Origin of the sequence: Streptomyces sp. JW3 (assembly GCF_052216785.1) — a bacterium.
In the GTDB taxonomy this organism is placed as follows: domain Bacteria; phylum Actinomycetota; class Actinomycetes; order Streptomycetales; family Streptomycetaceae; genus Streptomyces.
In genome coordinates this window covers 1-11,850 of sequence record NZ_JBQOUX010000167.1, presented here as the reverse complement: position 1 = coordinate 11,850, position 11,850 = coordinate 1, and the positions used below count along the sequence as shown (strand labels likewise).

Genomic DNA, 11,850 nt, shown 5'->3' with positions numbered 1-11,850 from the left:
GGGGCGGTGTTTCACGTGAAACACCGCCCCTCCAGCAGCGTGAAACGGGGTCATGTTTCACGTGAAACATGACCCCGCCCCACCATGCACGTCTGCTCAGCCCTCCTGCCGGGCCCACCACTCCCGGAGCGCCGCCACCGCCGCTTCGTGCTCCATCGGCCCGTTCTCCAACCGCAGCTCCAGCAAGTACTTGTACGCCTGTCCGACAGCGGGACCGGGGCCGATACCGAGGATCTGCATGATCTCGTTGCCGTCGAGGTCCGGGCGGATCGAGTCCAGCTCCTCCTGCGACTGAAGCTCGGCGATCCGCTCCTCCAGCCCGTCGTACGCCCGGGAGAGCGCGGCCGCCTTGCGCTTGTTACGGGTCGTGCAGTCGGACCGGGTCAGCTTGTGCAGGCGGTCCAGCAGCGGACCCGCGTCCCGGACGTACCGGCGCACCGCGGAGTCGGTCCACTCGCCGGTGCCGTACCCGTGGAAGCGCAGGTGGAGCTCGACCAGCCGCGAGACCTCCTTGACCAGCTCGTTGGAGTACTTCAGCGCCGTCATGCGCTTCTTCGTCATCTTGGCCCCGACCACCTCGTGGTGGTGGAAGGAGACCCGCCCGTCCTTCTCGAAGCGGCGGGTGCGGGGCTTGCCGATGTCGTGCAGCAGCGCGGCCAGCCGCAGGGCCAGATCGGGACCGTCCTGCTCCAGGTCCATCGCCTGTTCCAGCACGATCAGGGTGTGCTCGTAGACGTCCTTGTGGCGGTGGTGCTCGTCGCTCTCCAGCCGCAGGGCGGGCAGCTCGGGCAGGACGTAGTCGGCCAGGCCGGTCTCCACCAGGAGCGTCAGCCCCTTGCGTGGGTGTGCGGACAGGATCAGCTTGTTCAGCTCGTCCCGGACCCGCTCGGCCGAGACGATCTCGATCCGCCCGGCCATCTCCTTCATCGCCTTGACGACCTCGGGGGCCACCTCGAAGTCGAGCTGCGCGGCGAACCGCGCGGCCCGCATCATCCGCAGCGGGTCGTCGGAGAACGAGTCCTCCGGCGCGCCGGGGGTGCGCAGTACCCGGGCCGCGAGGTCGTCCCGGCCGCGGTGCGGATCGATGAACTCCTTCTCGGGGAGTGCGACGGCCATCGCGTTGACGGTGAAGTCCCGCCGGACCAGGTCCTCCTCGATGGAGTCGCCGTACGACACCTCCGGCTTGCGCGAGGTGCGGTCGTACGCCTCCGACCGATAGGTGGTCACCTCGATCTGAAGGCTTCGATCAGCGTCTCCGACCCGGGCGTCCTTCTGCGCGCCCACCGTGCCGAAGGCGATCCCGACCTCCCAGACGGCGTCCGCCCACGGACGGATGATCTTGAGGACGTCCTCGGGGCGGGCGTCGGTCGTGAAGTCCAGATCGTTGCCGAGCCGCCCGAGCAGCGCGTCGCGCACCGAGCCGCCGACCAGGGCGAGGGAGAACCCGGCCGCCTGGAAGCGGCGGGCGAGATCGTCGGCGACCGGCGAGACGCGCAGCAGTTCACTCACCGCGCGCTGCTGCGCCTGGCTCAGGGCATGGGGACTGACTTCATTGGCGTTCGGCACAACAGAAAAGGGTACGTGGCCCGGGCGGAGCCGGGCGCACCCTTTTTCCCGCGCACCCCTTGTGCGGACGCTCCCCTTTATACGGGCATATACGAGGCGGGCAGGTCTCACGGCCGGTCCGCCGACTGATCTTGTGGCCCACTCCGCGGCACTTCCCCTCAGCGCGCATCGTTACCATGCGTGGACGCACATTCCGACGACCACTGACGACGACGAGGGACGGGCGAGCGCGTGGCCGAGGCGGCAGACTTCCAGGGGACCCATCCCTCACCTGCCCGCCGCTGGGTACGGCGCACCGTGGCACTGGTCGCTTCCGCACCCCTGCTGGCGGGGCTCGTACAGGTGTCGGCCACTGCTCCGGCCCACGCGGGGGAGCAGGCCGCGGCCGAGTCGGACGGGGTGTCCGTGGCCGTCGACTCGCTCAGTCCCGCCGCCCCCGCGGACGGCGACACCGTCACGGTGTCGGGCACGGTGACCAACAACAGCAAGCAGGCGGTCACCGACGCCCAGCTCGGCCTGCGGGTGGGCCAGCGGCTCGACACCCGGTCCGCCATCGACACCGTCGCCGACAACAGCGACGACCTCGGTGGCACGCTCGGCACGCAGATCGACGACAAGTACGCCGAGGAGTACCCCAAGCTCACGCCCGGAGTCGCCGAGCACTTCACCCTCTCGGTCCCGGTCGACGCGCTGGACCTCGGCGCGGACGGCGTCTACGAGTTCGACGTGACGCTCTCCGGGCAGACCTCCGCGCAGCCCTGGGAGCAGGTCCTCGGCGTGCAGCGGACCTTCCTGCCCTGGCAGCCCGGCGAGGCCGGCACCAGGACGAAGACGACGTTCCTGTGGCCGCTCGTCTCCACCGCCCACATGGCCGCGGAGACGGGCTCCAACGAGACACAGACCCCGGTCTTCCTCAACGAGGACCTGGCCAAGGAGATCTCCCCCGGCGGCCGTCTGAACCAGATGGTGGCGCTCGGCAAGGATCTCGACGTCACCTGGGTCGTCGATCCCGACCTGCTGGCCTCCGTCGACGCGATGACCCGCACCTACGAGGTCCGGGGCACGGACGGCAACACCACGGCCGGCAAGCACCAGACCGTCGCCAAGCAGTGGCTCGCCGACCTCCAGAAGGCGGTGGCCGACAAGGAGGTCGTCGCACTGCCCTTCGCCGACCCGGACCTGGCCTCCCTCGCGCACAACGGCACGGACTTCACCGGCTCGCTGAGCCAGCTGAAGGAGGCCACCGACGTGGTCGCCAACACGGTGGAGCCGATCCTCCACGTGAAACCGATCACCGACTTCGCCTGGCCGGTGGAAGGTGCCGTCGACCCGTCGATCGTCAAGGTCGCCACCTCCGCCGGCGCCGACAAGGTGCTCGCCCGCAGCGACAGCCTCCAGGAGAGCGGCGGCCTGTCGTACACGCCCTCCGCGGCCCGGCCGATCGGGGGCGGGACGACGGCGGTCGTCGCGGACGCCCGCCTGTCCACGGCGTTCGAGGGCGACCTGACGAAGGCGTCCACCTCCACGGCGGCCGTGCAGCGGTTCCTCGCGCAGAGCCTGTCCCTGGATCTTCAGACCGGCAAGCAGCGCAGTGTCGTCGTCGCCCCGCAGCGCATGCCCACCGGCAGCCAGGCCCGGGCGATGGCCGAGGCACTGACGGCCCTGGAGGACGGCACCTGGTCCGAGTCCCAGGAGCTGTCCGACGCCGCCTCGGCCAAGCCGGACGCCGGGGCCACCACGAAGGTGCCGGCGCGTTCCGCGTACCCCTCCGCGCTGCGCAAGCAGGAGCTGCCGTACTCGGTGTTCGAGCAGATCGCCCGGACGCAGGACAAGCTGGACCACTTCAAGGCCGTCCTGTCCGACCAGTCCCGGGTGGTGACCCCCTTCGGCCGGGCCATGAACCGGGAGATGTCCGCGTCCTGGCGCGGCCAGGCCACCGCCGGGCAGACCTTCCGCAACGGCGTGGAGACCTACCTCGACGGTCTGACCGGCCAGGTCAGACTGATCGACAAGTCGGAGACGAAGCTGTCCGGGCGCAGCGCCACGATCCCGGTGACCGTGCAGAACAACCTCGTGCAGGACGCCGACCACCTGGTGCTGCGGCTGACCTCCACCAACCCGACCCGTCTGAAGATCGGCGGCGAGGCCTACCAGGAGCAGCCCGTGTCGGTCTCCGGCGGGCACAGCCAGTCGGTGAAGTTCACCACGTCCGCCAACGCCAACGGCCGGGCGACGGTGATCGCCCAGCTCTACACGGCGGACGGCCGCAAGTACGGCCAGCCGGTGACCTTCGATGTGAAGGTCACCGAGATCACCGCCACCGTGATGCTCGTCATCGGCGGCGGCGTCCTCCTCCTCGTGCTCGCCGGCTACCGCATGTACCAGCAGCGCAAGCGCGCCGCCGCCCGCGCCGGGGGCGACGAGGGCCCCGACGCCGGGGAGGGCACCGAGGACGGCCCCGAGAACCCGGAAGGCCCGGCCGGCCGTCTCACCGAGGAGTCGGGGACACCCGCCCGGGCAGGCGATCCGGAGCAGCCGAGTGACCCCGGTGCGGACACCGCAGCGGAAAACGCCGACCCGTCCGGGACGGGTGAGAGAGTGGACCGTTGAGATGTCGTGGCCGGTGGGCCGGGGACGATGAGGTGGGGTAACCATGAACGCGCCGTACGACGGTGACCGTGGCCAGGCCACGGGCAGCTCGGGCTACCCCGAGGGCCCGCCGGCCGAGCACGACCAGGCGCCCCAGCAGCCGCCGGCGGACATGTACCTCCAGGACGCCTACGACCAGGACCCCTACCGGGCGCAGGACCTCTCCGCCCAGGACCCGGTCGACGAGGCCCGCTACGACCGCGCCGCGCACCCTCCGCCGCCCCCGGGCACATACCCGCCGCAGCAGCCGCTCTACGGACCGCCGGCCCAGTCGCCGTACGCCCCCGACCCGCAGGTCTGGGCGCAGACCCCGCCGCCCGAGCCGGACGGCGTCACCCAGTACCTGCCGTACGGCGACGATCCGCGCACGACGCAGTTCGTGGGCGTGGACGACCTGGTCACCCAGGCCGGCGAGCAGCGCCACGAGCCGGACGCCTTCGCCCATCTCTTCCGCGACCAGCAGCAGGGCGGCGGCCACCCGTCCTACACCGACGGCGCTGCGGTGCCCGGCCCCTCCCCCGCGCCGAACCAGCAGGCGGCGGCGCCCGGCCCCTACGGCCAGTACAGCGCCCCGGCCGGGCAGCAGCAGTACGGCAGCGTCGCCCCGGCGGACCAGCAGCAGTACGGCGCCGGCGCTCCGGCGGGGCAGGGGCCGTACGGCACGGAGCCACCGGCCCAGGGCCAGTATCCGGGCCCCGGACCGGGCCAGTACTCCGCCGCTCAGCCCGGCGCAGAGCAGCAGGCGGCGCCCCCGCCGGGCCAGTACCTGACCGCGCCCCCGCCGGCCGCCGAGACCCCGGCGCAGGGGGCCGACGCCACCATGCCGCTCACGGCCGCCGCAGCGCCCAAGAAGAGCGGTCGCGCGGCGGGCCTGCTGAAGTCGAGCGCCGTGATGGCGGCCGGCACGATGGTCTCCCGTCTCACCGGCTTCATCCGCTCCGCCCTGATCGTCTCCGCCCTCGGCGTCGGTCTGCTCGGTGACACCTTCCAGGTCGCCTACCAGCTCCCGACGATGATCTACATCCTCACCGTCGGCGGCGGCCTCAACTCCGTCTTCGTGCCGCAGCTCGTCCGCGCCATGAAGGAGGACGAGGACGGCGGCGAGGCGTACGCCAACCGGCTGCTGACCCTGGTGATGGTGGCGCTGGGTGTGCTCACCGCCCTCGCCATCCTCGGGGCGCCGGTCCTGATCCGTCTGCTGTCCGACTCGGTCGCCAGCGACCCGGCGGCCAACCAGGTCGGCATCACCTTCGTGCAGTACTTCCTGCCGTCCATCTTCTTCATGGGCGTCCACGTGGTGATGGGGCAGATCCTCAACGCCCGCGGCAAGTTCGGCGCGATGATGTGGACCCCGGTCCTGAACAACATCGTCATCATCGTCACGCTCGGCATGTTCATCTGGGTCTACGGCACCTCCGCCGACTCCGGGATGAAGGTCACCAGCATCCCGGAGGAGGGGCAGCGGCTCCTCGGCGTCGGCATCCTGCTCGGCCTCGTCGTGCAGGCGCTCGCGATGATCCCGTACCTGCGCGAGACCGGCTTCCGGATGCGGCTGCGCTTCGACTGGAAGGGCCACGGCCTCGGCAAAGCGGTCACGCTCGCCAAGTGGACCTTCCTGTTCGTCCTCGCCAACCAGGCCGGCGCGATCGTCGTCTCCCAGCTGTCCACTGCCGCGGGCGACGCGTCGCCCGTCGACGGCACCGGCTTCGCCGCCTACGCCAACGCCCAGCTGATCTGGGGCCTGCCGCAGGCCATCATCACCGTCTCCCTGATGGCCGCACTGCTGCCGCGCCTGTCCCGCTCGGCGGCCGAGAACGACACCGGCGCGGTCCGCGACGACATCTCCCAGGGACTGCGTACGACGGCCGTCGCGATCGTGCCGATCTCCTTCGGGTTCGTCGCGCTCGGCATCCCGATGTGCACGCTGATCTTCGGCTCCTCGGGCACCAGCGAAGCCACCAACATGGGCTTCATGCTGATGGCCTTCGCCCTCGGCCTGATCCCGTACTCCGTGCAGTACGTGGTCCTGCGCGCCTTCTACGCATACGAGGACACCCGCACCCCCTTCTACAACACGGTGATCGTGGCGGCGGTCAACGCCGGTGCCTCGGCCGTGTGCTACTTCGTGATCCCGGCGCGCTGGGCCGTGGTCGGCATGGCCGCCTCCTACGGACTCGCCTACGCCACCGGCGTCGGCATCGCCTGGCGCCGGCTGCGCAAGCGGCTCGGCGGTGACCTGGACGGCTCCCGGGTGCTGCGGACCTACGCCCGGCTGGCCATCGCCTCGGTCCCGGCCGCCCTGCTCAGCGGCGCGGCCTGCTACGGCATCGGTCACACGCTCGGCCAGGGCGTCGCGGGCTCCTTCGCCGCGCTCCTGGCCGGCGGCGTAATCCTGCTCGGTGTCTTCTACCTCGCCGCCCGCCGGATGCGGATCGAAGAGCTCAACTCGCTCGTCGGTATGGTCCGCGGACGCCTGGGACGCTGAGACGGGGGGTAGGCGCACAACCATCGTTCGTCGCCGCGTGTCGTGCATAGCGTCGGACTGTGGGCACAATTGGTTTCGGCGTCGGACGGCGCGCAACGGGTGTCCGGCGCGCGATGAATGGGGAGGCAGGAACGACGGTGGCGGAACGGAGCACGGCTGCCGTCGACGTGGCAGACAACAGCGACGACGAGTCGCTGACCGCCGAGGCGGACCAGTCCACGGCCGACGGGGTGGCCAACAACCGGGAGCGGGACACGGACAGCGACGAGGCACAGGCGAGCGCCGGTACCCAAGAGTCCGGGAAGGCATCGCCTCCCGAACTGCACAGCGGTCACAAACTCGCCAGACGCTACCGTCTCGAGGAGTGCGTCACCCGCCTGGACGGATTCAGCAGCTGGCGGGCCGTGGACGAGAAGCTGCGCCGCGCCGTCGGCGTCCACCTGCTGCCGGCGGAACACTCCCGGGCCCGGTCGGTGCTGGCCGCCGCCCGCTCCTCCGCGCTGCTGGGCGACCCCCGCTTCGTGCAGGTGCTGGACGCCGTCGAGGACAACGACCTCGTCTACGTCGTCCACGAATGGCTCCCCGACGCCACCGAACTCACCACGCTCCTCGCGGCCGGCCCGCTGGAGCCGTACGACGCCTACCAGATGGTCACCCAGGTCGCGTCCGCGATGGCCGCGGCCCACCGCGAGGGCCTCGCCCATCTCCGCCTCGGCCCCAACGCGGTGCTGCGTACGTCGACCGGGCAGTGGCGCATCCGGGGCCTGGCCGTGAACGCGGCGCTGCGCGGCATCACCTCCGACACCCCGCAGCGCACCGACACCGAGGCCATCGGCGCGCTGCTGTACGCCTCGCTCACCCAGCGCTGGCCCTACGAGAACGACGCCTACGGGCTGTCCGGCCTGCCCAAGGACCTCGGGCTGATCCCGCCGGACCAGGTGCGGGCCGGGGTCCACCGGGGGCTGTCGGAGCTGGCCATGCGGGCACTCGCCAACGACGGTGCCACCGCCTCCCGGCACGAGTCGGCGTGCACCACGCCGGAGGAGCTGGTGAAGGCGATCGGCGAGATGCCCCGCATCCGTCCGCCGGAGCCGGCGTTCACCACGCCGCCCGAGTACCAGCGCACCTCCTACCAGCAGGGCTCCTACGGCCGTCCGGCGCCGCGTCCCGGTGCCACCCAGCCGGTGCCGACCCCGCCGCCCCCGTTGCAGAGCCGCACCGGCAAGGCCCTGAAGTGGGGCGTCTCGGCGCTGCTCATCGCCGCCCTCGGCCTCGGCAGCTGGCAACTGGCCGACGCCCTGATGGACCGGGGCGGCACGTCCGACGACCAGAACCAGACGCAGACGACGGACGACGACGACAAGGGCGGCGAAAAGACCAAGCCGGTCAAGCCGATCACCATCGAGGCGGCCCAGGAGTACGTCGCCAGCGGCGACGCCCAGGCCCCGGGCGACGTCGGCAACACCTACGACGGTGAGAGCTCGACGTACTGGCGCACCAATCGCTACAACGACGGCCCGACACTGGCCCCGTACAAGCCCGGAGTGGGCATCGTCTACGACCTCGGCTCCGCCAAGGAGGTCTCGACGGCGTCGATAGGGCTCCGGTACTCGGGCGACCACACCACCGTGCACCTCTACGCGACGGACTCGCTCTCGCCTTCTACCGGGGTGGACGGCATGAAGGAGATCGGGAACGCCACCGGCCGCGGAACCTCGCTGACCGTCAAGGCGTCCAAGACGGTCAAGACGCAGTACGTCCTGCTGTGGATCACCGCGGTGCCGAACGCTCCGGCAGACGGCTACAGCTCCGCCGGCTACAAGCAGGCAGTCACCGACGTGACCTTCAAGGGCTGACAGCGACCCGGACGCAAAGGGTGGGGGTCCCGATGGCAGATGGCACCGCGTACGGCGACACCAGCGACCACGACCTCCTCGCCCGCCACGTCAAAGGCGACCCCGACGCTTTCGGTGAGCTCGTGCGGCGGCATCGGGACCGGCTCTGGGCGGTCGCCCTGCGCACCCTGGGCGACCGTGAGGAAGCCGCCGACGCCGTGCAGGACGCCCTCGTCTCCGCGTACCGGGCCGCTCACACCTTCCGTGGGCAGTCGGCCGTCACGACCTGGCTGCACCGGATCACGGTGAACGCCTGCCTGGACCGCGCCCGCAAGGCGGCCTCCAGGAAGACCGCCCCGGTCGACGACACCGAACGTCTGGAACAGCTGCTGGAGCCGCACGAGTCGGCCTCCGCTCCGGCCGAGCGCAACGACCTGCACCGGCAGCTCGTGGAGGCCCTGGGCTCCCTGCCGCCGGACCAGCGGGCCGCTCTCGTCCTGGTCGACATGCAGGGCTACCCCGTCGCCGAGGCCGCCCGGGTCCTCGACGTTCCGGTCGGCACGGTGAAGAGCCGGTGCGCCCGGGGCAGAGCCAGACTCCTGCCGCTCCTCACCCACCTGCGCCCGGACAGCGGCAGCGGCGGCGACAGCCCACCGGGCACGGAACGGAACCGGAGGCGGGGGACTCCCGTCCCACCCGCAGCGGGGCCGAGCGATTCGACCGCAGTGAAGGGCGGAGGTGGACGAGCGTGACGTCGTCGACGACAGACATGGCCCAGCACCCGGACGTCGCGGAGATCTCCGACCTCGCCGAAGGGCTGCTCCCGCCGTCCCGGACCACGGATGTACGGCGGCACCTGGACGCCTGCGCGCTGTGTGCGGACGTCTACGCGTCCCTGAAGGAGATCCGGGGCCTGCTCGGCACGCTGCCGGGGCCGCCACGGATGCCGGACGACGTCGCCGGCCGTATCGATGCCGCCCTCGCCGCCGAAGCCCTGCTGGCCGCCACTGCACCCGAGACGGCGGACCCGGCGCCGGCGGTCACGACACCAGTGCAGCTCGACAGCCGTCCGCATGTTTCACATGAAACATCGACACCGCCGCCCGACCGTCCCGCGGGCCGTGCCGCCTCCTCCACCACCGGCCCGGGACGCAAGGAGCGCAAGGAAGGCACCCGGAGCGGGCGCCGCAGGATCGCCGCCCTCGGCGCCGTGTTCGCGGTGGCCGCCCTGGGGCTCGGCTCGGCGATCGTGTCCTCCCTCGACAGCGGCGACTCACCCGGAGACCCGGGACAGCCGTCCGCCCTCGCGGACACCTTCTCCGAGAAGAAGCTGGGAACGGAGATCTCCGGACTCCTGGCGGACGACCAGCCGGGGCACAGCACCAAGACGTCCTCCGCACAGAGCACGCAGAGCGCGCAGAGCTTCAGCGTGGAGTCCGGGACCGGCGCCGAGAACCATGTCTTCACCCAGCCCACCGTGCCCGCGTGCGTACGCCAGGGCATCGGCCGCGACGACGCGGCACTGGCCACGGAGGAGGGCATCTACCAGGGCCGTAAGGTGCTGCTAGTGGTCCTCCCGCACGCCGCCGACACCGGCAAGGTCACGGCCTACCTCGTGGAGACGGCCTGTGTCACCCAGCCCTCGCTCGGCGCGGGCCAGGTACTGCTCCAGGACTCCTACGCCCGACCCTGAGGACGACGTTCCTCCCTCGCCCCGTCGCGCTTCGGGCCGCCGCCGCAGTGTGCCCGGACACAGCGGGAATGCGCGCCCCGTAGGATCCGTTGGGTGGGGTGAGAGCTCTGAGAAATGCTTTCGCCGGTCATGCAGACGCAGTCCAGAGACGAGGAAACAAGCCGTGAGCGACGTCCGTAACGTGATCATCATCGGCTCCGGGCCTGCCGGCTACACGGCGGCGCTCTACACCGCGCGCGCGTCGCTGAAGCCGCTGGTGTTCGAAGGCGCTGTCACCGCCGGCGGTGCGCTCATGAACACCACCGAGGTGGAGAACTTCCCCGGCTTCCAGGACGGGATCATGGGCCCCGAGCTCATGGACAACATGCGGGCCCAGGCGGAGCGCTTCGGCGCCGAGCTCGTCCCCGACGACATCGTGTCCGTCGACCTGACCGGTGAGATCAAGACCGTCACGGACACCGCGGGAACGGTCCACCGGGCCAAGGCGGTCATCGTCACCACCGGCTCGCAGCACCGCAAGCTCGGCCTGCCGAACGAGGACGCCCTGTCCGGCCGCGGCGTCTCCTGGTGCGCCACCTGCGACGGCTTCTTCTTCAAGGACCACGACATCGCCGTGATCGGCGGCGGTGACACCGCGATGGAGGAGGCCACCTTCCTGTCGCGGTTCGCCAAGTCCGTGACGATCGTGCACCGTCGCGACACCCTGCGTGCCTCCAAGGCCATGCAGGAGCGTGCCTTCGCCGACCCGAAGATCAAGTTTGTCTGGGACAGCGAGGTCGCCGAGATCCAGGGCGACCCCAAGCTGTCGGGTCTGAAGCTGCGCAACCTCAAGACCGGCGAACTCTCCGACCTGGCCGTGACCGGCCTGTTCATCGCCATCGGCCACGACCCGCGCACCGAACTCTTCAAGGGTCAGCTCGACCTGGACGGGGAGGGCTACCTGAAGGTCGACGCGCCCTCCACCCGGACCAATGTGACCGGTGTCTTCGCCGCCGGTGACGTGGTCGACCACACCTACCGCCAGGCGATCACCGCGGCCGGCACGGGCTGCTCCGCCGCCCTCGACGCCGAGCGCTTCCTCGCCGCCCTGTCCGACGAGGACAAGGCCGAGCCCGAGAAGACCACTGTCTGACCCCCATCCGCCCCACGCACCAACCAGTTAAGGAGCCCGCCGTGGCCGGCACCCTGAAGCATGTGACCGATGCCTCCTTCGAAGAGGACGTCCTCAAGAGCGACAAGCCTGTTCTGGTGGACTTCTGGGCCGCCTGGTGCGGCCCGTGCCGTCAGATCGCGCCGTCCCTCGAGGCGATCGCCGCCGAGTACGGCGACAAGATCGAGATCGTCAAGCTGAACATCGACGAGAACCCGGACACGGCCGCCAAGTACGGCGTCATGTCCATCCCGACCCTGAACGTCTATCAGGGCGGCGAGGTCGCCAAGACCATCGTCGGTGCCAAGCCGAAGGCCGCGATCGTCCGCGACCTGGAGGAGTTCATCGCCGTAGCGAAGTGACGTTTCACGTGAAACACGGAGGGGCCCACCCTGCCGGACACTGTTGGTAAATGGTCCGGTCCCTGTGCGTGACGTCGGCCTTCATCGCCTGGTTGTGGGTGGTGAAGGCC

General features: G+C 70.7%; 8 protein-coding genes. 7 read left to right on the top strand and 1 reads right to left on the bottom strand.

The window, feature by feature from the left end:
• Window positions 1-96 precede the first annotated feature (96 nt).
• Window positions 97-1,566: a CCA tRNA nucleotidyltransferase gene (locus ACTT8P_RS36580; protein WP_442836111.1), complete on the bottom strand. Its 1,470-nt coding sequence runs from the start codon at window positions 1,564-1,566 to the stop codon at window positions 97-99.
• Window positions 1,567-1,797: 231 nt separating this feature from the next.
• On the opposite strand from ACTT8P_RS36580, the gene ACTT8P_RS36575 reads away from it, so the two are divergent.
• The 7 genes from ACTT8P_RS36575 (at window position 1,798) to trxA (ending at window position 11,740) form a co-directional block, all read left to right on the top strand.
• A complete protein-coding gene (locus ACTT8P_RS36575) occupies window positions 1,798-4,176 on the top strand; it encodes a DUF6049 family protein (RefSeq protein WP_442836110.1) in 2,379 nt (792 codons plus the stop codon).
• 43 nt (window positions 4,177-4,219) lie between these two features.
• The gene (gene murJ / locus ACTT8P_RS36570; protein WP_442836109.1) at window positions 4,220-6,700 is read left to right on the top strand and encodes a murein biosynthesis integral membrane protein MurJ; all 2,481 of its coding nucleotides are present in this window, start codon (window positions 4,220-4,222) and stop codon (window positions 6,698-6,700) included.
• Between the two features lie 137 nt (window positions 6,701-6,837).
• A complete protein-coding gene (locus ACTT8P_RS36565) occupies window positions 6,838-8,556 on the top strand; it encodes a protein kinase family protein (RefSeq protein WP_442836108.1) in 1,719 nt (572 codons plus the stop codon).
• A gap of 32 nt (window positions 8,557-8,588) precedes the next feature.
• Complete coding sequence (gene sigM / locus ACTT8P_RS36560; RefSeq protein ID WP_442836107.1) at window positions 8,589-9,287, top strand: RNA polymerase sigma factor SigM; 699 nt, start codon at window positions 8,589-8,591, stop codon at window positions 9,285-9,287.
• A 17-nt stretch (window positions 9,288-9,304) separates the two neighbouring features.
• Window positions 9,305-10,228: an anti-sigma factor family protein gene (locus tag ACTT8P_RS36555; RefSeq protein WP_442836112.1), complete on the top strand. Its 924-nt coding sequence runs from the start codon at window positions 9,305-9,307 to the stop codon at window positions 10,226-10,228.
• A gap of 163 nt (window positions 10,229-10,391) precedes the next feature.
• On the top strand, window positions 10,392-11,360 hold the full coding sequence (trxB, locus tag ACTT8P_RS36550; protein WP_442836106.1) for a thioredoxin-disulfide reductase: 969 nt from the start codon (window positions 10,392-10,394) through the stop codon (window positions 11,358-11,360).
• A gap of 41 nt (window positions 11,361-11,401) precedes the next feature.
• Window positions 11,402-11,740 carry a thioredoxin gene (gene trxA, locus ACTT8P_RS36545; protein WP_442836105.1) on the top strand — a complete coding sequence of 113 codons (339 nt, stop codon included), beginning with the start codon at window positions 11,402-11,404 and terminating at the stop codon, window positions 11,738-11,740.
• Window positions 11,741-11,850 lie beyond the last annotated feature (110 nt).

What these genes read in the sequence shown, in the direction of transcription:
- murJ (WP_442836109.1), top strand. Translation starts at nt 4,220, where the DNA reads ATGAACGCGCCGTACGACGGTGACCGTGGCCAGGCCACGGGCAGCTCG.
- sigM (WP_442836107.1), top strand. Translation starts at nt 8,589, where the DNA reads ATGGCAGATGGCACCGCGTACGGCGACACCAGCGACCACGACCTCCTC.
- ACTT8P_RS36555 (WP_442836112.1), top strand. Translation starts at nt 9,305, where the DNA reads ATGGCCCAGCACCCGGACGTCGCGGAGATCTCCGACCTCGCCGAAGGG.